We start from the raw sequence: 22,762 nt of genomic DNA, 5'->3' as shown, positions 1-22,762 counted from the left end.
TAGGTGGATTTATAGGGTTTAAACTCTTATATAAGACTTAAATTAGTAACTATAATGTCGAAATTCGGGTGAAAATTCCCGTTTAGTCTTTCTATAGATCACATTTACCGCATAGGAAACACAATGTTAGAAGCCTACAACGCCCAAGTTGCTGAACGCGCAGCACTCGGTATTCCAGCCCTCCCATTAAGCAAAGATCAAACTGCAGAATTGGTGAAGTTGCTAAAGAATCCACCTACAGGGAAAGAAGCTGAGCTTGTAGAGCTAATTACGAATCGCGTACCTGCCGGCGTAGATGATGCGGCAAAGGTGAAAGCAGAATTTTTAGACGCAGTAGCAAAAGGCACTGAAAAATCACCATTGATTTCACGAGTCCAGGCAACTGAATTGTTGGGAACCATGCTTGGCGGATACAACATCAAACCATTGGTTGAGCTTTTGACGGATGCAGAATGTGGCGCCGTTGCCGCTGATGCGCTCAAGAAAACACTCTTGATGTTTGATTACTTCAATGACGTGCATGAGCTTGCTGAAAAAGGTAATGCAAATGCAAAGGCTGTGATGAAAAGTTGGGCAGATGCAGAATGGTTTACTAGCCGCCCCGCAGTTCCTGAAAGCATGAAGCTCACGGTATTTAAAGTCACTGGCGAGACGAATACTGATGATCTCTCTCCAGCACCCGACGCTTGGAGCCGTCCCGACATTCCTTTGCATGCAACGATTATGCTGAAAAACCCACGCCCTGGTATCGAACCAGATGAGTCTGGTGTTCGTGGCCCAATGAAGCAAATTGCTGAACTGCAAAAAAAAGGCAATCAAATTGCTTATGTAGGCGATGTAGTTGGTACGGGCTCCTCACGCAAGTCCGCAACCAATTCTGTCTTGTGGTGGACTGGTCAAGATATTCCATTTGTTCCCAACAAGCGCTTCGGCGGCGTCTGTCTTGGTGGCAATATTGCGCCTATCTTCTTTAACACCATGGAAGATTCTGGTGCACTACCAATCGAATTAGATGTGTCCCAAATGAATATGGGTGACGTTATTGAATTGCGCCCATACGAAGGTAAAGCTCTGAAAGATGGCAAAGAAATTACCTCCTTCGCACTCAAGTCCCCTGTTATTTTGGATGAAGTACGCGCTGGCGGTCGCATCCCCTTGATCGTGGGACGTGGCTTGACCGCTAAAGCCCGTTTAGCACTGGGCTTACCTGCCTCTAGCGAATTCCGCCTGCCGGTGAGTCCACCTGATAACAAAAAAGGTTTTAGCTTGGCGCAGAAGATGGTTGGTCGTGCCTGTGGATTGCCAGAGGGTCAAGGTGTACGCCCCGGAACGTACTGTGAGCCTCACATGACTACCGTTGGATCACAAGACACCACTGGTCCGATGACTCGTGATGAATTAAAGGATTTAGCTTGCTTAGGCTTCTCTTCTGACTTAGTAATGCAGTCTTTCTGCCACACTTCCGCTTATCCAAAACCGGTAGACATTCGTACTCAGCATGAATTGCCGCCATTCATGACCAATCGTGGTGGCGTTGCATTGCGTCCTGGTGACGGCGTGATCCATAGCTGGTTAAATCGTTTGCTATTGCCTGATACCTGTGGCACTGGTGGCGATAGTCATACTCGCTTCCCAATTGGCATCTCTTTCCCCGCAGGCTCAGGCTTAGTTGCTTTTGCTGCTGCTACAGGCGTTATGCCTTTAGATATGCCTGAATCTGTCTTGATTCGTTTCAAAGGCAAGATGCAACCAGGCATCACCTTACGTGACTTGGTCAATGCAATTCCTTTGTATGCAATTAAGAGGGGTTTACTCACCGTCGAGAAGCAAGGTAAGAAGAATATTTTCTCTGGTCGCATTCTAGAAATCGAAGGTTTACCCGATCTCAAGGTTGAACAAGCATTTGAATTATCTGATGCCTCTGCTGAACGTTCTGCTGGTGGTTGCACCGTTCATTTAAACAAAGAACCTATCATTGAGTACATGCAATCGAACATCACTTTGATGAAGTGGATGATTGCTAATGGTTATGACGACAAGCGTACTCTTGGTCGTCGTATCAAAGCAATGGAAGCTTGGATTGCAAACCCTCAACTGCTGCAACCTGATGCTAATGCCGACTATGCGGAAATTATCGAAATCAATATCGATGAAATCAAAGAGCCGATCCTTGCATGCCCTAACGACCCAGATGATGTAAAAGTATTGTCTGAAGTTGCCGGTGACAAGATTGATGAAGTCTTTATTGGTTCATGCATGACCAACATTGGACACTTCCGTGCCGCTGGTCAAGTGTTGCAAGGTAAAAAAGATATGCCAACCCGTTTATGGGTAGCACCTCCAACCAAGATGGACGCCATGATCTTGATGGAAGAAGGCTACTACGGTATGTTGGGTGCTGCTGGTGCTCGCATGGAAAGTCCAGGTTGCTCATTGTGCATGGGCAACCAAGCGCAAATCCGCAAAGGTTCAACGGCTGTATCAACTTCCACACGTAACTTCCCTAACCGCTTAGGTATTGATACGCGTGTGTATTTGGCCTCTGCCGAACTGGCTTCTGTTGCCGCCCTGTTGGGACGTCTACCTACGCCAGCCGAGTATTTAGAGCAAGTAAAGGCGCTAGATGCTAAAGCCAGCGATGTCTATAAATATATGAGCTTTGATAAGATCAAGTCATTTAGCGATGTTGCAGATACTGTGACCGTTTAATTGAAAAAGCCTTCAAGCACTCAATGCTTGAAAACCAAAAAGGCGATCAGATGATCGCCTTTTTTCTTATCCAATTATTTATTAGATGGATAACTTTGACTCCTGATGGGCATTTACATGACTAATGCCTGACACCCATTTATTGGTTGGTAGGTCTGTTTTTTCCTTAATCAGCTTGGCTCGCGCAGAAACATCACGCCACTCTGCTTCTAGTTTTGGACCTTTAAACGCAATCGCAACGACATTGCAATCATGTGATTCGGGGAATAAGAGCACGCGATCACCAAACGCTTCGCAAATATTCTTAAGATTGATATCAAAGCTTTTATGCTTTGAGAAGAGGTTAACCGTCAGAACCCCAGGGCCCTTGAGAATTTGATAGCAACCTTTGTAAAACTCTAAAGAACTGGCAGACGGACCGTCGCAAATAGCATCATACAAATCAACTTGCACGGCATCAAACGTATTGAGATATTGAGAACGCCTCACAAATTCTTTAGCATCCACTTGCAAGGTCTCCAATCTGCGATCATCGTCTGGCATTGAAAACATACTTCTCGCTGCAACAATGACTGCAGGGTTAAGCTCTACCACGGTAGATTTAACTGCAGGACAATGGAGATGTGTGAATTTTGTTAACGCGCCTGTTCCCAGGCCCAATTGTGCAACTCGCATCCCTGGCTTGGTTTCCAGAAAGAGAAGCCATGCCATCATTTGCTGGTTATATTCGAGATAGATTTCATTGGGGTCACGGATACGCATTGCCCCTTGAATCAACTCAGTACCAAAATGCAAATAACGAATTCCACCACTTTCAGAAAAGGTTACGGGCTCCATCAACATATTTTCGTAACCCTACTTTGCCCAATGGCGCGCATTACGGAATAAACGTAACCACGGGCTTGCACCATCTGGAGTATCCAACCATTCAGGCGGGCACCAACTCATCTGCACAGCACGAAATACACGCTCGGGGTGAGGCATCATTACTGTGAAACGACCATCTGGCGTTGTTACACCAGTGAGACCACCAGGTGAACCATTTGGGTTCAGAGGATAAGTTTCCGTTGGATTGCCCTGGTGATCAACAAAACGTAAGGCTGCTAAACCTTGCTGATGTAGTAGATCCAAATTGCCCTGTTGGTTAAAATTCGCAAAACCTTCACCATGCGCTATAGCAATGGGTAATTGACTACCTTCCATGCCTTGAGTGAAGATTGAAGGCGAAGCAAGAATTTCCGCCATGACTAAACGCGCTTCATATTGCTCTGATTGATTGCGGGTAAATTTAGGCCAAGCCTGTGCGCCAGGAATAATCCCAGAAAGATTACTCATCATCTGACAACCATTGCAAACACCTAAGGCGAAACTATCCTGACGATTGAAGAATGTGGAAAATTGATCTCGAAGTTGCGGGTTGAATAAAATTGTTTTGGCCCACCCTTCACCAGCACCAAGCACATCACCATAACTAAAGCCGCCGCAAGCAATTAATCCACGAAAGTCATCGAGCTTTGCTTTGCCACTCAATAAATCAGACATATGGACGTCAAAACTGTCAAATCCGGCCCAGTTAACAGCATAGGCCATTTCAACATGGGAGTTAACGCCCTGCTCACGCAAAATCGCCACTTTGGGGCGTGCATTCTTCTGAATGAATGGCGCAGCAATATCATCGCTCGAATCAAAAGTAAGTTTTGGGGACATTCCAGCATCAGATAAATTATCCAAGAGCGCAAATTCGCTATCAGCACAGACAGGGTTGTCGCGCAAACGAGCAATTTGATAACTGGTATTAGCCCACATCTTTTGCAAAACCTCGCGTGGCTCTGCGAAGACATTCTTAGCATCTCGCCAGACTTCAATTCGGCCATTAGTATTTGGCTTGCCAATGACATGACTAAACGCGCTTAAGCCTAGCTTACGTAGGATTGCAAAAACTGCATCACGCTCTTCTCTGCAAACTTGAATCACTGCACCAAGCTCTTCATTAAATAAAGCACGCATGGTTTGCTCATGCCGACGGCCAGAAACTTGTTGCGCCCAGTTCTTGGCATCGCCGTAATCTGGCTCTTGTCCAGCATCCACCGCAATCATGTCAACATTGATGGAGACTCCGCAATGAGATGCAAACGCCATCTCAGCAATACAAGCCAATAATCCGCCATCAGAGCGATCGTGATACGCCAGTAACTTGTTCTCTTTGCGAAGCTCAATGATGGCAGCTGCTAAGTTCTTGAGATCTTCTGGGTGATCTAGATTAGGCGCCTCTTTACCTGACTGATTCATCACTTGAGCAAGAATACTCCCAGCCATGCGGTTCTTACCACGCCCCAGATCAATCAGGATTAATTCAGTATCAAGGGAGGCGCCATTTTTCTCTTTGAGTTTTAATTGAGGGGTCAGTGTTTTACGTACATCCTGGACTGAAGCAAACGCAGAAATGATTAAAGAAACGGGGGAAACAACCTTCTTTGACTCTGCTCCATCTTGCCAAGCAGTTGCCATCGATAAAGAATCTTTTCCGACTGGGATTGAAATGCCTAGGGCAGGACAGAGATCCATACCAACAGCTTTGACCGAGTCATATAGTTTTGCATCCTCTCCCGGAGAGCCACAAGCCGCCATCCAATTGGCTGATAACTTCACATCCCCTAAAGAATGAATATCGGCAGCCAATAAATTTGTAATGGCCTCACCTACGGCCATACGGGCAGCGGCAGAAGCATCGATTACGGCAACAGGGGTTCTTTCACCCATACTCATTACTTCGCCCCGATAGCCTTTGTAGTCCATTAAGGTAACCGCACAGTCAGCTACAGGTACTTGCCATGGGCCAACAAATTGATCGCGGGCATTGAGGCCACCAACAGATCTATCGCCAATCGTAATTAAGAAGGATTTGCTTGCCACTGTAGGTTGTTGCAGGACCCAGGCAACTGATTGAGCAAGGTCAGTATCAGTGACATCAAGCTCGCTGAACTCTTGAGTAATTCGTTGCACATCACGATGCATGCGTGGTGGCTTGCCAAGCAGTACTTCCATTGGCATATCAATTGGCATTGCAGCATCAGTGCTTGCGTCTTGCTTAGAGTCACTGAGTTGCAGTTGACGCTCTGCGGTCGCTTCACCTACTACAGCAAATGGACAGCGTTCGCGTTCGCAGAAGGATTTAAAGAGGTCTAAATCTTTTGCTTCAATCGCCAATACATAGCGCTCTTGAGATTCGTTACACCAGATTTCTGCTGGGCTCATGCCACTCTCTTCAAGCGGCACACTGCGTAATTTAAATTTAGCGCCTAATCCTGCGCCATCCGCTAACTCAGGGAACGCATTAGAAAGGCCACCGGCGCCTACATCATGTATGGAAACAATTGGATTGTTTTCGCCCATTGCGCGACAAGCATTAATAACCTCTTGGGCGCGACGCTCCATCTCAGGGTTTCCGCGTTGAACAGAATCAAAATCTAAATCTGCAGTGTTGGTGCCAGTGGCAACGGAACTACCTGTTGCGCCACCCATACCAATACGCATACCTGGACCACCCAATTGAATCAATAAATGCCCTGCTTCAATTGCTTTCTTCGCTGTATGAATTGCATCAATGCTGCCAATACCACCAGCAATCATGATTGGCTTGTGATAACCGCGACGTGTGCCATCTAAGGTTTGCTCAAAGACACGGAAATAACCGCCTAAGATGGGGCGGCCAAACTCATTATTAAATGCGGCTCCCCCTAAGGGGCCATCAATCATGATTTGCAATGGTGTGGCAATCCGCTCCGGCTTGCCATACTTTTCACTTTCCCAAGGAAGCTCGGTGCCTGGGATATTTAGATTGGAGACTGAAAAGCCGGTTAAGCCTGCTTTAGGGCGTCCACCTATACCAGTAGCTCCTTCATCACGAATCTCACCGCCAGCGCCTGTAGAAGCTCCCGGAAATGGTGCAATGGCAGTTGGATGGTTATGCGTCTCTACCTTCATCAAGGTATGGACTAAACGCGTATCTTTCTCATAGCGATGATCACCGCCTTGGGGAACCCAAGTCTCTGATTCACAGCCAACCATCACGGCAGAGTTGTCAGAATACGCAACAATTGTTCCCTCTGGATGCAATTGATGCGTATTGCGAATCATTGCAAACAGTGAACGCTCTTGGTCGTCACCGTCAATAGTCCAGCTTGAATTAAAAATCTTATGCCGGCAATGCTCACTATTTGCTTGCGCGAACATGATGAGCTCTACATCACTTGGATTGCGCTTTAGGCGTATAAAATTTTCCGTTAAGTAATCCACCTCATCATCAGATAAGGCTAGACCAAGCTCTTGATTGGCTTTATCTAAAGCTGCCCTACCTTGTTCTAATAGCAAGATACGGCTTAATGGACGATCTTCGAGGGTTTGATAAAGCGCATTCGCTTCTTCTACAGAATGAATAACCGCTTCAGTCATCCGATCATGAATTGCTGCCAACACTAATTGTTCTTGTGCCGGGCTTAATGTGTTTTTAGCATTCCATGAGTACTGTATGCCACGTTCAATGCGCAATACTGTTAGTCCGCATTGCCGTGCAATATCAGTTGCTTTACTGGACCATGGGGGTACTGTTCCCAAGCGCGGAATGACGACAGCACCTTGGCCTGAGCCTGAATTTTTAGAAAACCAGGATTTACCTGGATTCATTTTGGAACTAAACGGTTGCCCGTAAGTCAGAAGACTAGCAAGAAGCTCCTGATCTGCAGTGCTTAGGGCTTCTTCAGACCAAATGAAATGAATGTATTGCGCCTCAATGGAATCAAGCTCAATGCCTTGAGAAGCTAATGAGGCTAAAAGACGCTGTTGGCGGAAGGAGGAAAGCGCATCAGCGCCGGGCAAAAAGTGGAAAAAAGACATCCCTAGATTATAAGGTTTTGCCTACAACAAGCGCCCGCCCTGAAGGTGTAATTGGCGCTGGCACCTACTAGCCAAGGCTGGATCATGGGTAACCAGAACAAGGGTAGATTGATTGGCTTGATTGAGATCAAAAAGGAGCTCAATGACCCGATTTCCGCTAGCTTCATCTAAGCTTCCGGTAGGTTCATCAGCAAACAGAATGGCAGGCTTAGTAATGAAGGCTCTTGCCAAGGCCACCCGTTGTTGCTCCCCTCCAGAAAGTGTTTTGGGGAAATGGTCAAATCGCTCACCTAAACCCACGCGCTCGAGCCATGTTTTAGCATTTGCCTTGGGGTTTTCCATTCCCGACAGCTCTGCCGGGAGCATCACATTTTCAAGCGCCGTTAGGTGCGGTAACAGTTGAAATGACTGAAAAACAAAGCCAACCTGCAAACCCCTCAGTTTGGCACGGCCGTCTTCATCGAGTGTATTGAGATTCTGCCCCATCAAGGTGACATTACCCTCACTCGGAAGATCTAAGCCGGCCAAAAGGCCGAGTAAAGTACTCTTACCGGAACCAGAGCTGCCAGTGATAGCTACACTTTCACCTTGACTGAGCTCAAAGCAAATGTCGTGCAAAATGCTAAGGATGCCATCGCTGGAGCGAACGGACTTACCCAAGTGAACAGCGCTAAGCACTTTTTCGAAGGCGCTCATAAATATGAAATCTGAAATAAAGGCTTGCTAGCCCCGAAGTCAATAAATAGATGAATCAAAATATTCCGTCGACTTTCATATCAAAAAAAGCTATTGCAATAGGCTTATTTTGCCTGTTAATTTCCTTTGTCACATCTGCGAGCTCTAATCCAGTCATTTTGCTAATGGGCGATAGTCTTTCAGCTGAATATGGCCTCGTCAGGGGTTCGGGTTGGGTAAAACTTCTTGAGGGACAACTTCAAAAACAAGGAAGTCAGTGGACTGTATTTAATGCCAGCATCAGCGGAGAAACGACTTCTGGTGGTCTTGCCCGCCTACCCAAGCTACTAGGTCAGAAAAAGCCTGCCATTGTATTTCTTGAGCTCGGTGCGAATGATGCTTTGCGAGGCCTATCCATTACTGAGACCGAAAAGAACTTACGCAGGATGATCGTGCTGAGCAAAAAAACCGGTGCTAAGGTTTTGTTACTTGGTATGCAAATTCCACCAAATTATGGCCAAGCCTATACAAAGAAATTTAAAGAGCTCTATCCAAAACTCGCCGCCCAAGAGAGCGTCGAACTACTACCGTTTTTCTTAGAAGGTGTTGCGAGTAACGCTGCACTATTTCAGCAGGACAACATTCATCCCAATGAAAAAGCACAGATGATTTTGTATAAAAACGTATGGGGCGCTATGGCCCCATATCAATCACTTCTAAGCAAGTAAAAATAGTTCAAGCAGCAGATTAACTGCCTGCACCTGTAGATGGGGGCTTCAATGGATTGATAGTTTTCACCTTTGCAGCGTCGCGCCAATAAGCCATAAAACCCGCAAACTCAGATTGTGCAGCCAGCGCTTGAATTTGCTGTGACTGTGCTTTATGAACTTTTGCATCCACACCAGTTGGCTGGCGAATTTGATCTACTCGATACAAAGTAGCGCCAACCCCAGGATTGCTCACCGAAATATAAGCGGGTAATTTATCTGGATTGGTGGACATCACATCATCTAATGCGCTGCCAACAAGGTTTGCCGGCTTATTACGGGATACCCATACAGCACTGCCAAATCCAGCAGCATTCTTTGGATCCTTTTGAAGTTCTGCATAACGCTCAGAAGCAGCAGCAACAGCCAATTTCTCTGCAGCCCTTTGGCTAACTTGCCGCTTTACTTCACCAGCAACGTCTTTAAATGGCAAGGTCTGAGCGGGATGGAAAATCACTACCCTCGCAGATACAAAAACACCAGGTGCAGTTTGAACTGCCTCAATATTGCGCTTATTCTTTAGGGCCTCGTCGCCAAAAAGTGATTGGATGACTTTAGGGTTAGCTAATGGATGATCCCTGGATACACCGCCCAGGCCAGAGCGAGTAACGCCCTTTTGACTCTGAATATTCAACTTTAATTTTTCAGCCACAGGCTTCAAACTATCGGACTGGTCATAAGTCATATTAGCGAATTGGTCAGCCTTTTCACTAAAGACCTTAGCATCTTCCTTAGGGTCAGCCTTGAGAACAATATACTCAACATCAATAAACTCAGGGCTCTCAAATAAACTAGCGTTGGCGTTGTAGAAATTCTGCAGCTCTTCTTGACTTGGATTTACCTTGGCTAAAAAGCTTTTAGCTTCGAACGGCAAAGCCTGAACTTGGCGCTCTGTTTCATATAGAGTGGAAATGATCTCAGAAAGCTTCGGGCTTCCAATTTCAGTACGAGCAACCGAATTAACCAACTGACTTATTTTGAGATCAAATGCCTGGCCGGCATAAAACTGCTCTTCATTCAGGCCATTGTTTGCTAAGAGTTGCTTGAAACGAACGTCGTCAAAAGTGCCATCTGGTTTGTAAAGGGCTCGAATTTGCGGAATATTTTGCAAACTCTTTACTAAAGCATCTTTACCAACCTGAAGACGCAAATCATTTACTGCAAAGCCGAGAATGCGCTGTTGCAGTAACTCATTAAGGATCGCCTGTCTAAATTGAAGGCTTTGTGCAATCTGTAGGTTGCCACCAACTCGCTCTGCTTGACGCTTAGCTGCATTGTCGACCTCTTGGGCGGTAATGGGTTTGCCATTGATCTTTACAAGGTCTGTTTCCTTATCCATGAAGCTGGAATAACTAGAAATTCCGAACATAGCAAATGATGGAACGATGAATAGCATCAACACGAGCTGGAGAAGCTTTTGGTGTTTACGGACAGTATCAAACATGAGTAAGTTCGCTAGTAATAAATATCAACTATGTGAGTGTACTAGGCGGCAGGATCTGGAGCATGGACGCCTTGAAACAGGCAAGAAGAAGTAAACATTTGGTGGGCGCTGAGAGGCTCGAACTCCCGACATTCTGCGTGTAAGGCAGACGCTCTACCAACTGAGCTAAGCGCCCCAAAATATTACAGGTGGAATTGTAACCTAAGTACCAAAGATAAGCGTGTTTTCCGTCAAATCAACCACTAGCAACAGGGCAGATAAGACAGAAAACCCATCTACATTCAGTGCTTGAGAACTTCTCCTGAGGATATCTTCTCGCTCACTTTACTGACTTCAGATGCCTTTTTAGCAAGCTCTTCGGGTGTTGGCTCTGGCAATGCTTCCGGCAAACGTTCCAACGCAAGCTCTAGAACCTTATCAATCCAGCGCACAGGAATAATTTCAATTGCGTTCTTGACGTTATCCGGAATATCAATCAAATCCTTCACATTCTCTTCTGGTATCAACGCTAATTTGATGCCGCCACGGTGCGCCGCCAAAAGCTTCTCTTTTAAGCCACCAATCGGAAGAACCTCACCTCGCAAAGTGATCTCACCGGTCATTGCAACATCAGAGCGAATCGGGATTCCCGTGAAAACTGAAACTAAGGCGGTGGTAATCGCAATACCAGCAGAGGGACCATCTTTAGGGGTTGCGCCGTCTGGGAAGTGAATGTGAATATCTTTCTTCTCAAATGCCTCATCCGTAATGCCAAGCCGTTTTGATCTAGAGCGAACAACAGTACGTGCAGCCTCGACAGACTCTTTCATGACATCACCGATGGAGCCTGTACGTGTAATGACACCTTTACCTGGCATTACTGCAGCCTCAATGGTTAATAGATCTCCACCCACCTCAGTCCAGGCTAAGCCCGTTACTTGGCCTACTTGGTTTTCTTTACCTGCCAAACCAAAGTCATACATACGAACGGATAAGAATTTCTCAAGGTTATCAGCGTTCACTACAACTGGGGCGGCCTCTTTTTTCAGGAGTAAAAGCTTGACAACCTTACGGCAGATCTTGCTAATTTCTCTTTCTAGAGAGCGCACACCTGCTTCGCGGGTGTAGTAACGAATGATGTTGCGTACTGCACTCTCTTCAATCTTTAACTCATCCTTTTTCAAGCCATTATTTTTAATTTGCTTTGGAATGAGGTAATTGATAGCAATGCTAGTTTTTTCGTCTTCCGTGTAACCAGCCAAACGGATAATTTCCAAGCGATCCAATAAAGGGCCTGGAATATTAAGCGAGTTAGAGGTTGCAACGAACATCACATCCGATAGATCAAAGTCAACTTCAACATAGTGATCTTGGAAGGTGTGATTTTGCTCAGGGTCTAAAACTTCCAACAAGGCGCTCGCAGGATCGCCACGGAAATCCATGCCCATCTTATCTACTTCATCCAAAAGGAATAATGGATTGCGGACACCCACTTTGGTAAGACTTGTCAAAATCTTACCTGGCATCGAACCGATATAAGTACGACGATGTCCACGAATCTCGGACTCATCACGCACACCACCCAATGCCATACGCACAAACTTACGATTGGTCGCACGGGCAATTGACTGGCCCAAGGAAGTCTTACCGACGCCAGGAGGCCCTACCAAGCAAAGAATCGGCGCCTTCACACGATCAACACGTTGTTGAACTGCGAGGTACTCCAAAATACGTTCTTTAACCTTATCTAAGCCATAGTGATCTTCATCCAATACTTTTTCCGCATTGGTGAGGTCATTATTAATCTTGGTTTTTTTCTTCCATGGAAGATTCACCAAAGTATCGATAAAGTTTCGAATCACTGTAGCCTCAGCAGACATCGGTGACATCAACTTTAATTTCTTAAGCTCAGATTCAGCTTTTTTCAAAGCCTCTTTTGGCATCCGAGCAGCTTTAATACGTTTCTCAAGTTCCTCGAGATCGGCGCCCTCTTCACCCTCGCCTAATTCTTTTTGAATTGCTTTCACTTGCTCGTTAAGGTAGTACTCGCGCTGACTCTTTTCCATTTGACGTTTAACACGTCCACGAATGCGCTTCTCCACTTGCAAGATATCAATCTCGCTTTCAAGATCGGCTAAAAGACTTTCTAAACGCTGCACTACATCAGTCATTTCTAACAAACGTTGCTTCTGTTCTAGTTTGACTGGCAAATGCGCACAAATGGTATCGGCTAAGCGGCTTGGGTCATCAATGCCGCCAAGCGAAGACAATATTTCTTGTGGAACTTTTTTATTAAGTTTTACGTACTGATCAAACTGAGCCATGATGGCACGGCGCAAAGCTTCAGTCTCATGCGCATCAATCGCGTCAATAGCAGTTGGAGTAGCTTCACAATTAAAGTAACCCATGCTGTCTTCAATTTGACTCACTTCAGCACGCTGCACGCCTTCTACTAGGACCTTAACGGTACCATCTGGAAGCTTCAGCATTTGCAAGATGTTGGCAATGCAACCAACCTCATACAGATCTTCAATACCAGGTTCATCCTTGGCCGCTGTCTTTTGAGCAACCAGTAAAACATTTTTGCCAGTTTCCATGGCAGCTTCTAAAGCTTTAATCGACTTAGGGCGACCCACAAATAAAGGGATCACCATATGAGGGAAGACAACAACATCCCGCAATGGGAGCAAAGGTAGCTGAATCGGTTCAGAGGGTAGTAATAAGTGGCCAGGCATAAGGCAAATCCTCCAAAGTAGTCAATCCTCAAAAGTCTCTAAAAGTAATGCACCACTAAATAGAGACATTATTCATGAGTAGCATACTACCTATATGGGTCACTCTTTTGAAAATTCAAGGGGGAATAGTACAAAAAAGGGGCAAAAATGCCCTGAAAATAGCAAAAACCCTAAGTATTTAGGCTTTTTTGCTTAAATCCGCTTGCTCTGGATCTTGCTTGTAGACCAATAAGGGCTTTCCACCCTCTGCGATACTGCTGTCGTCTATAACTACCTTTTGGACATTCTTGAGAGATGGCAAGTCATACATGACATCCATCAAAGAGCCCTCAAGAATAGATCTGAGACCGCGTGCACCCGTTTTACGAGCAATGGCCTTCTTGGCGATAGCGGCTAAAGCGGCTTGACGCACCTCTAACTCAGCCCCTTCCATCGTGAGCAATGCCTGGTATTGCTTCACTAGGGCATTCTTAGGCTCAGTCAGAATCTGAATCAAAGCCTCTTCATCCAATTGTGCCAAAGTTGCCACCACCGGCAAACGACCAATCAACTCAGGAATCAGGCCAAACTTGATTAAATCTTCTGGCTCAACCTCAATCAATAAATCACTCACACCACGATCATCCTTGCCAGGAACTGATGCATTGAATCCAATGCCCGTCTTGGCTGTGCGTTGCTGAATCACCTTTTCAAGACCATCAAAAGCACCACCACAAATAAATAGAATATTCGTAGTATCAACTTGCAAGAAATCTTGGTTAGGGTGCTTACGCCCACCTTGAGGTGGCACAGCTGCCATGGTGCCTTCAACTAACTTCAATAAGGCCTGTTGGACACCTTCACCTGAAACATCGCGAGTAATGGAGGGATTATCTGACTTACGCGAGATCTTATCGATCTCATCAATATATACAATGCCGCGTTGCGCTTTTTCTACGTTGTAGTCGCAAGCTTGCAGTAACTTTTGAATAATATTTTCAACGTCTTCGCCAACATAACCAGCTTCAGTCAAGGTAGTTGCGTCAGCCATGACAAACGGTACATCAAGCATGCGCGCTAATGTTTGCGCCAAGAGCGTCTTACCAGAACCAGTTGGCCCGATCAGCAAAATATTACTCTTAGCCAACTCAACACCGTCAACCATTGCCTTAGCAGGTAACTTAGATTCCTTTTTATCTACCACTTCAGCTGGCTTACCGTCCTTGTCCAGCCTCTCTTTTTTAGGCTTGGGCAAATATTGCAGGCGCTTGTAATGGTTGTAGACAGCAACCGCCAAGGTCTTTTTGGCATGATCTTGACCAATCACATACTGATCGAGATTTTCCCTGATCTGGTGAGGTGTTGGTAAAGAATCATCGCCGCCCTCCTTCGGAAGTTTGGCAATTTCTTCTTGAATAATGTCCGTGCAAAGGTCAATACACTCATCGCAAATAAATACAGACGGGCCTGCAATTAACTTCTTGACCTCATGCTGACTTTTGCCACAAAAGGAGCAATACAAAACTTTATCTGATGTGCTTGGAGTGCTCGTATCGCTCAAAGTATGCTCTATATAAGTATTAAGGACGCTTCTCGATAACCTTGTCAATCAAGCCGTATTCACGGGCTTGTTCAGCAGACATAAAGTTATCACGGTCGGTGTCTTTTGCAATGGTCTCAATCGACTGGCCAGTGCGCTCAGACAAAATCTTATTCAGACGCTCACGCAAGTACAAAATTTCACGGGCTTGAATTTCAATATCAGAGGCTTGACCACGCGCTCCGCCCAATGGCTGATGGATCATCACGCGTGAATTTGGCAAGGCATATCGCTTACCTTTTTCACCAGCACACAATAAAAACGCGCCCATACTAGCGGCCATACCCATACACAAGGTGCTCACGTGTGGCTTGATGAACTGCATGGTGTCGTATATGGCAAGCCCTGCAGATACAGAACCGCCAGGTGAGTTGATATAAAGAGAAATCTCTTTATCAGGATTCTCGCTCTCAAGAAACAATAACTGCGCAATCACTAAGTTAGCAGTCTGATCATTAACCTCACCCACCAAGAAAACAACCCGCTCTCTTAATAGACGCGAATAAATGTCATAAGCGCGCTCGCCTCTGCCAGAGGTTTCAATCACCATTGGAACCAAGCCCAAACCTTTTGGCTCTATGTTTTCAGACTGAAAATGGTTCTGGCTCATTGATAAATATCCTATTTGGGGTAGATTAATAGCTATTGAGACTTAGTTTAGCTTGCTTAGCTCTTCAAAGCTTATCGCCTTATCGCCTACTTTGGCAAGCGATGTGAAATGCTTAATCACATTATCTTCAAGAACCAGGTTTTCGATGTCTTTAAGGCGACTTGGGTTGCTATAGAACCAACGAACAACCTCTTTTGGATCTTCATAAGTAGCAGCTTGCTCATCAATTTCAGCCTTGATTTGATCTGCAGTAGCAGCCAAACTTTCTTTTTTAACCAATTCACTCAGAATCAAGCCTAGGCGTACACGCTTAAGCGCCTGCTCTGCAAATAGTTCAGTTGGAATGGGGGCATCCTTGGCATTTGGTACACCACGTTGCATTAAATCTTGACGGGCACTCTCAACCAAACGCTCTTGCTCAGAAGATACCAAAGACTTGGGAACTTCAAGCTCACACAAAGTATTGAGTTTCTCCATAACCTCATTTTTCATCAAGGAAGTGATGCGACGCTTCACTTCGCGATCTAAGTTTTCTTTCACTTCTGCGCGCATTTTTGCAACACCACCTTCTGTAACACCCATAGACAATGCAAATGCATCATCAACTACTGGCATGTGTGCCCAGTTCACGGCTTTGACAGTGATAGTGAACTCAGCCGTTTTACCAGCTACGTCTTTACCATGGTAGTCAGCCGGAAAGCTCAAGGGAAATGATTTACTCTCGCCCGGTTTGAGGCCCAGGGTTGCAGCCTCGAATTCAGGCAACATACGACCTTCACCCAAAACATATTCAAAGTTCTCAGCTTTACCGCCAGCAAATTCAACGCCATCAATCTTGCCAACAAAATCGATTACAACCTGGTCGCCATTTTGGGCTGCTGTATTAGAGCCGCCATCACCATGGGCACCTGCCTCGCCACGAGGATGGTAGTGAACCTGCTGCTTACGCAATACATCAATTGCGCGATCAATTTCAGCATCACCGATATCAGTCGTATATTTGGTCACTTCTGCTGTTGAAAAGTCGCCAATCTTTACCTCTGGGAGGACTTCAAAGAATGCATCAAAAACAATCTGGTCTGCATCTAATTCACTCTTTGGCTCGAGACGTGGTTGGCCTGCTAGTGCAATGCCTTCTTTTTTGCTTTGCTCGTAAAACAGTTCAGAAGCTTTATCAAACTGAAGTTCGAAATCAACTTGCATACCGTACTGTTTCTCAACCATGTTCTTTGGTACTTTGCCTGGGCGGAAGCCAGCCACTTTCATGGTCTTAGCAACTTGAGCCAAACGGGCGTCGCGCGCTTTTGCCAAATCGGCACGAGCGAATTCCAAAGTCATCTTGCGGTCTAACGAACCTAAATTTTCTATCTGCACAGCCATTCTCGTCTCTATATTGAAATCAGGGTATGTGAAGTCCAAGCCAAGTAGCAATCTTGTGGTGCGAGGAGGGGGACTCGAACCCCCACACCATTTCTGGCGTCAGGACCTAAACCTGGTGCGTCTACCAATTTCGCCATCCTCGCGAATATCCGCAAACACTGCCACGCTTAAACTTCACTCTAAAGACCGTAATTCTACAATGCTTGGGGTCTTCGAGGATCTTTAGGCCTTGTAGAGCAATGCAACAGCGTGCACTGCAACGCCCTCACCCCTTCCCAGGTGACCTAGAGATTCATTGGTTTTAGCCTTCAGGTTTACGTGGCTAGGGGTCACCAAGAGGTCAGCAGCGATATTTCTGACCATTTCAGGCAAATAATCAGCCAATTTTGGCTGCTGGCAAATAATGGTGGCATCGACATTCCCAACCTGAAAGCCTGCCGCCTGAACCTTTTGCAAAGCTGCGCGGAGCAAGATTCGACTATCCATGTCTTTGAATTTTGGATCAGTGTCCGGAAATAACTGCCCAATATCATTTAACCCTGCTGCACCTAACAAAGCATCAGTTAATGCGTGGAGTAAGGCGTCAGCATCAGAGTGGCCCAATAAACCTTTTTCATGCGGCACATGCACTCCGCCAAGGATGAGCTTGCGATCAGCCACCAAAGCATGGATGTCATAACCCTGACCAATACGAAACAGTGGAACGTAAGTGTTACTTGGTGTCATATGAACTCTTGATTGATTACTTGTTGTTTGATAAAAGTAGTTGCATCAACTCCCAATCAGCAGGATGGGTTACCTTAAAGTTCCGAGTTGCGCCTTCAATTAATAATGGCCTCATTCCTCCCAACTCCATAGCACTTGCTTCATCAGTGACGTCAGCCTCTAATCGAATAGCATCTTCAAGAGCAGCATGCAATTTCTTCAGGCCAAACATTTGAGGGGTTTGAGCCTGCCATAAGTGTTCGCGTGGAATGGTTTTCTCTACATGGGGCATGTTGCCCGCAATAACAGAATCCAAATCCGCTTGCTTCAAAGTATCCGCCAAAGGAACAGCCAACAAACCACCCACATCAGTGGCTAGTACCAGGTCAATCAATTTTTGAATGAGTGCAGGTGTAATACCAGGCCTAGCTGCATCGTGAACTAGGACCCAATCATCTTCTGGCATGCCGGATTTGAGTAATGCTGCAAGAGTGTTGCAAACGGTCTCTTGACGGGTAAGGCCACCAGTAGGCAAGAAATGAATTGGCTTGCTGCCTTTGGTAAGGGTTTTCAAAATGGGGTTATCAATAAAACCCGGTGCGACACCTATCCAGATGGATTCAATGAGGGGAGACTGCATAAAAGCGTCTATGGCATAAGCCAGCATAGGCCTGCCAGCTAATTGCTGGAACTGTTTAGGCAAATCACCACCTAAGCGAGATCCTGTTCCTGCAGTTGGCAGAAGCGCATGGCATTTCTTCTTGGATTGATTTCCTGAGCTCATGCCTGATTCTATAATGAGCGTAGATGTCTGATGGATTAAATCTAGTACCCCCCATACCCGCTCCGCGGGCTGGGCAGCGCTTTACCTTTTCGGGGCTGGTAGGCTCGGCTGACGCTGCTCTGATAGCCCAAACCGCCCTGCACTATCGCAAGGATTTTTCAGTCATGGTGATCTTCTGTGCACAGGCACAAGAAGCCCAAAGACTTTTAGAAGAAATTCCGGCCTTTGCTCCACAGCTCAAAACACGTCTTTTGCCTGACTGGGAAATTCTTCCGTACGACCATTTCTCCCCGCATCAAGACTTAGTGTCTGAGCGTTTAGCAACCCTCTATGAGCTTCTGAATGGTAGCTGCGATATAGTTCTGGTCCCTGTAACCACGGCACTGCAAAGATTGGGGCCACCAAACTTCTTATCAGGGCATACCTTTTTCTTTAGGCAGGGAGACAGACTCAATGAGGCAGCGCTAAAACTACAACTCCAACAGGCTGGCTATGATCCTGTAAGTGCAGTCATGCGTCCGGGTGAATACAGCATTCGCGGTGGACTGATTGATCTATTTCCAATGGGCTCTACTCTGCCCTATCGCTTAGATTTATTTGGCGATGAAATCGAGCAGATTCGTTCGTTTGACCCGGACACCCAGAGAAGTCTCTATCCCGTCAAAGAGGTTCGTCTTCTTCCGGGGCATGAATTTCCCTTTAATGATGAGGCTCGCACGGCATTCAGAGGCCGTTGGCGAGAAGTCTTTGAAGGAGACCCCACCCGCTGCTCCATCTACAAGGATGCGAACTTAGGCATCCCTAGCGCAGGCATAGAGTCCTATCTACCTATGTTCTTTGAGGAACAATCAAGCGTATTCGATTATTTCCCAAGATCAGGCGATCCGGTATGGATTATCAGCACCGGCGATATTGAGGATGCGATACGAAGCTTTTGGAAAGACACTCTCTCACGTTATGAGTTTCTCAAACATGATCTTGATAGACCCATTCTTCCGCCAAAAGAATTATTTCTGGATGTTGATGAATTCTTCTCTACAGCAAAACCACATGCTCGCCTCTCCCTAGAAAAAGAAACTGACGAAGCTGCGCAGTTTCTTCCGGTCCCAGATATTGCAGTTCATCGTCGCGACGCTGATCCAGTAAGCGGTTTACGAAAATTAACAGCAAATGAGAAAGTACGCATTCTAATTTGTAGCGATAGCGCTGGTCGCAAAGAATCAATTCGACAATTATTTGAAGAAAGCAACTCTGTTGTTGGCCTAGATGGCAAACCCCTTTATGAGCTAAAGCCCGAAGGCTTTGAAACGGTTGCCGAATTTATTAAGAGTGACTCCTTATTTGGAATAACAACTGCCCCACTCTTTAATGGTTTCTCCTGGCCGGCCCAAAACCTCATCATCATTACCGAGGCAGAATTATTTACTGCAACCGCAAGGCAAAGGCGCAAGGGTAAAGCATCCGAGAGTGCCGACCCTGACATGCTCTTTAAGGATTTGTCAGAGCTCAAGATTGGTGACCCTGTAGTACATGCTGAACACGGTATTGGGCGCTATCAGGGCTTGGTACTTCTCAATTTAGCTCCCCCTAAAGAAGCACCCATTTTTGAAGAGTTTCTCCATCTTCAATATGCAGGTGAAGCAACCCTGTATGTCCCCGTTCAACAATTGCAAATGGTAACGCGTTATGCTGGATCTGACCCAGATTCAGCACCGCTTCATCAGCTAGGGTCTGGACAATGGGATAAAGCCAAACGCAAAGCTGCTCAACAAATTCGGGATACTGCTGCCGAACTCCTTGGGCTCTATGCTGCAAGAGCAATCCGTAAAGGCCATGCCTTTGAATTTTCAGCCCACGATTACGCCGCTTTTGCTGAAAGCTTTGGCTTTGAAGAAACTCCCGATCAAGCAAATGCAATTGCTGCAGTAATTGGCGATATGACGAGCGGTACGCCGATGGACCGCTTGGTTTGCGGTGATGTTGGCTTTGGTAAAACTGAGGTTGCGCTAAGGGCTAGTTTTGTTGCAGTCATGGGTGGCAAGCAAGTTGCTATTCTTGCGCCGACTACCTTACTCGCCGAACAGCATGTTGCCACTTGGAAGGATCGATTTGCCGATTGGCCCGTTCGAATTGTTGAACTCTCACGCTTTAAAACTACCAAAGAAATCAATGCTGCATTAGAAGCAATTGCCAAGGGCGAAGCTGACATCATTATTGGAACCCACAAGCTACTCTCCAAGGAAACGCAGTTTGCAAATCTCGGTTTGGTGATTGTGGATGAAGAACATCGCTTTGGCGTCCGCCAAAAAGATGCTCTAAAGGCCTTACGGGCCGAAGTTGATATCCTCACCTTGACTGCCACACCAATACCCAGAACCTTGGGCATGGCCATGGAGGGCTTACGCGAATTTTCTATTATTGCTACCGCACCTCAGAAACGTCTCGCGATTAAAACATTTGTACGCCGGGAGGGTGATGGCGTTATTCGCGAAGCAGTTCTTCGAGAAATCAAACGTGGCGGCCAAGTCTACTTTCTTCACAATGAAGTGGAAACTATTCAGAATCGTAAACACGCACTACAAGAACTGATTCCAGAAGCAAGTATTAGTGTCGCTCACGGTCAAATGCATGAGCGTGAACTTGAGTCTGTCATGCGCGAATTCGTTACCCAAAGAACTAATATTTTGTTGTGCACGACCATTATTGAAACTGGTATTGATGTACCAACTGCCAATACCATCATCATGCATCGTGCCGATAAGTTTGGCTTAGCCCAACTACACCAACTACGCGGTCGTGTTGGTCGCTCACATCACCAAGCCTATGCTTACCTGCTCGTTCCCGATCCAGAGGCCTTAAGCAAACAAGCCCAGTTGCGCCTCAATGCCATTCAGGCCATGGAAGAGCTTGGGTCAGGCTTCTATTTGGCTATGCATGACCTAGAGATTCGGGGTGCTGGCGAAGTCTTAGGTGATAAACAATCTGGTGAAATTCATGAGATTGGTTTTCAACTTTATACAGAGATGCTCAATAGAGCAGTCAAGTCTTTGCGAAGCGGTAAGGAGCCTGATTTACTTGCACCATTACAAGCAACTACCGACGTTAATCTCGGTGTCCCGGCCTTGCTTCCGAATGACTATTGTCCTGATGTGCATGAGCGCCTCTCTTTGTATAAGCGCTTTGCCGGTACAAATGATTTCTCAGAGCTCATGGGCTTACGGGAAGAATTGGTAGATCGCTTTGGGGATCTTCCCGATCAGGCTAAATCATTTTACGAAACGCATCGACTCCGCCTGGAGATGGCCGGCTTTGGCATTAAAAAGATTGATGCCATAGCAACATCAATACAAATTCAATTTATTCCAAATCCACCTATTGACCCACTCAAGATCATTCAGCTGATTCAGAGCTCTAAACACATTCAACTCAACGGCCAAGATAAGCTCAAAGTATTACCCCAAAAAGATCGGGAATTCGAAAAACTTGAGCAGCGATTAGATGCAATTCGCCAAGTATTGCGCCGCCTAAATGAATCTGCCATGCTGAGCCCTGCTAAAGCCAATTAATCATTCGCCTTTATTATTAAGTTATGTCCAAGCAAACTCTTGTTGCCCTCTCTAAAGAGCCAATCCCCGAAAAGCTAGTCTTTGAACTTCAGAAGCAAGCCAATCAATATGGAGTGTCCGTAGATTCGATAGTCGGACAAATCTCCAATGGCATCTACTATTCTGAGCGTTGGGAATTGAATCAATTATTAGATATTGCCCAAAGGGAACATCTGCGCTCCATTGCAGCAAAATTTAATAGCGACCTCTGCTTCTTAAATCCCGAGCTCAAGCCTGCTGACATCAAAGTGCTGGCGATGGATATGGATTCAACGTTAATCAACATTGAATGTATTGATGAGATTGCCGACTTTAGCGGAAAAAAATCTGCAGTTGCACAAATTACCGAAGCAACGATGCGTGGTGAGATTAAAGGCTTTAAAGAAAGCTTGCGGCGTCGTGTTGCCCTACTAGAAGGAGTGTCCGTTGACTCGCTAGAAGCAGTTTATCGAGAACGCTTGCAGCCAAATCCTGGTGCCCAAGAACTGTTGGCAGGAGCAAGTGCACGCGGTCTTTACACTCTTTTAGTATCTGGTGGCTTCACCTTTTTTACAGAAAAACTTCGCGAACAACTCGGCTTTAAGCAATCACAAGCCAATACCTTAGAAATCATCGATGGCAAGTTGACGGGCAAAGTGCTTGGCGATATTGTCGATGGCGCTGCTAAGGCAGCCTATCTCGATGAAGCTTGTCGCTTGTTGGGATGCGCTAAAGTAAATGCAATCACGATGGGTGATGGCGCAAATGACCTCATCATGATGAATGGCTCAGGCATTAGTGTTGCCTATAAAGCAAAACCAGTCGTCAAAGAAAAAGCCGACGCGGCTTTTGACCGAGTCGGCTTGGATGCTGCTTTACTACTGATCTCTTGAGCATTTAACCAAAGAGATCAATCGC

The 22,762-nt window shown here is 46.0% G+C and carries 14 protein-coding genes and 2 tRNA genes; 4 read left to right on the top strand and 12 right to left on the bottom strand.

The genetic code is table 11. From position 1 onward, the window contains the following. The first annotated feature begins 123 nt into the window (after positions 1–123). Positions 124–2,709 carry a bifunctional aconitate hydratase 2/2-methylisocitrate dehydratase gene (locus AOC07_RS04500; protein WP_215358317.1) on the top strand — a complete coding sequence of 862 codons (2,586 nt, stop codon included), beginning with the start codon at positions 124–126 and terminating at the stop codon, positions 2,707–2,709. 81 nt (positions 2,710–2,790) lie between these two features. Here AOC07_RS04500 and AOC07_RS04495 read toward each other — a convergent pair whose 3' ends face one another. Genes AOC07_RS04495 through AOC07_RS04485 form a run of 3 tightly spaced genes read right to left on the bottom strand, consistent with a single transcriptional unit; the run spans position 2,791 to position 8,298 of the window. Then, complete coding sequence (locus AOC07_RS04495; protein ID WP_251369700.1) at positions 2,791–3,552, bottom strand: spermidine synthase; 762 nt, start codon at positions 3,550–3,552, stop codon at positions 2,791–2,793. A gap of 12 nt (positions 3,553–3,564) precedes the next feature. After that, on the bottom strand, positions 3,565–7,602 hold the full coding sequence (gene purL / locus AOC07_RS04490; RefSeq protein ID WP_215358315.1) for a phosphoribosylformylglycinamidine synthase: 4,038 nt from the start codon (positions 7,600–7,602) through the stop codon (positions 3,565–3,567). Positions 7,603–7,623: 21 nt separating this feature from the next. Then, positions 7,624–8,298 carry an ABC transporter ATP-binding protein gene (locus AOC07_RS04485; protein ID WP_215358313.1) on the bottom strand — a complete coding sequence of 225 codons (675 nt, stop codon included), beginning with the start codon at positions 8,296–8,298 and terminating at the stop codon, positions 7,624–7,626. A gap of 164 nt (positions 8,299–8,462) precedes the next feature. Here AOC07_RS04485 and AOC07_RS04480 point away from each other — a divergent pair, with 164 nt between their 5' ends. Then, entirely contained in the window at positions 8,463–9,005 is a 543-nt protein-coding gene (locus tag AOC07_RS04480) for an arylesterase (protein WP_251371731.1), read from the top strand. Between the two features lie 19 nt (positions 9,006–9,024). On the opposite strand, the gene AOC07_RS04475 is transcribed toward AOC07_RS04480, so the two are convergent. The 9 genes from AOC07_RS04475 to ispD all read right to left on the bottom strand — a co-directional run bounded on the left by AOC07_RS04475 (position 9,025) and on the right by ispD (position 18,260). Continuing rightward, entirely contained in the window at positions 9,025–10,488 is a 1,464-nt protein-coding gene (locus AOC07_RS04475) for a peptidylprolyl isomerase (RefSeq protein WP_215358309.1), read from the bottom strand. 99 nt (positions 10,489–10,587) lie between these two features. After that, positions 10,588–10,663 (bottom strand) — tRNA-Val (locus AOC07_RS04470). A gap of 106 nt (positions 10,664–10,769) precedes the next feature. After that, positions 10,770–13,202 carry an endopeptidase La gene (lon, locus tag AOC07_RS04465; protein WP_215358307.1) on the bottom strand — a complete coding sequence of 811 codons (2,433 nt, stop codon included), beginning with the start codon at positions 13,200–13,202 and terminating at the stop codon, positions 10,770–10,772. A gap of 178 nt (positions 13,203–13,380) precedes the next feature. After that, complete coding sequence (gene clpX, locus AOC07_RS04460) at positions 13,381–14,742, bottom strand: ATP-dependent Clp protease ATP-binding subunit ClpX (protein WP_215294168.1); 1,362 nt, start codon at positions 14,740–14,742, stop codon at positions 13,381–13,383. A 19-nt stretch (positions 14,743–14,761) separates the two neighbouring features. Further along, positions 14,762–15,391, bottom strand: a complete 630-nt coding sequence (clpP, locus tag AOC07_RS04455) for an ATP-dependent Clp endopeptidase proteolytic subunit ClpP (protein ID WP_215294167.1) — start codon at positions 15,389–15,391, stop codon at positions 14,762–14,764. Between the two features lie 42 nt (positions 15,392–15,433). Continuing rightward, positions 15,434–16,771, bottom strand: coding sequence for a trigger factor (gene tig / locus AOC07_RS04450; RefSeq protein ID WP_215294166.1), 1,338 nt, complete (start codon positions 16,769–16,771; stop codon positions 15,434–15,436). A gap of 56 nt (positions 16,772–16,827) precedes the next feature. Further along, positions 16,828–16,914, bottom strand: a tRNA-Leu gene (locus AOC07_RS04445). Positions 16,915–16,993: 79 nt separating this feature from the next. Beyond that, a complete protein-coding gene (gene ispF, locus AOC07_RS04440) occupies positions 16,994–17,497 on the bottom strand; it encodes a 2-C-methyl-D-erythritol 2,4-cyclodiphosphate synthase (protein WP_305848898.1) in 504 nt (167 codons plus the stop codon). Between the two features lie 16 nt (positions 17,498–17,513). After that, positions 17,514–18,260 (bottom strand): 2-C-methyl-D-erythritol 4-phosphate cytidylyltransferase, encoded by a 747-nt coding sequence (gene ispD / locus AOC07_RS04435; protein WP_215294165.1) that lies wholly within the window; start codon positions 18,258–18,260, stop codon positions 17,514–17,516. Positions 18,261–18,283: 23 nt separating this feature from the next. On the opposite strand from ispD, the gene mfd reads away from it, so the two are divergent. Together mfd and serB are read left to right on the top strand one after the other, a co-directional pair. Continuing rightward, positions 18,284–21,826, top strand: a complete 3,543-nt coding sequence (gene mfd / locus AOC07_RS04430) for a transcription-repair coupling factor (RefSeq protein WP_215358305.1) — start codon at positions 18,284–18,286, stop codon at positions 21,824–21,826. A gap of 23 nt (positions 21,827–21,849) precedes the next feature. Further along, on the top strand, positions 21,850–22,737 hold the full coding sequence (gene serB / locus AOC07_RS04425; protein ID WP_215358304.1) for a phosphoserine phosphatase SerB: 888 nt from the start codon (positions 21,850–21,852) through the stop codon (positions 22,735–22,737). Positions 22,738–22,762 lie beyond the last annotated feature (25 nt).

This window comes from Polynucleobacter sp. UB-Raua-W9 (assembly GCF_018687435.1).
Classification (GTDB): Bacteria; Pseudomonadota; Gammaproteobacteria; order Burkholderiales; family Burkholderiaceae; genus Polynucleobacter.
The sequence above is the reverse complement of the archived record's forward strand: the minus strand, read 5'-3'. Positions and strand labels throughout refer to the sequence as shown.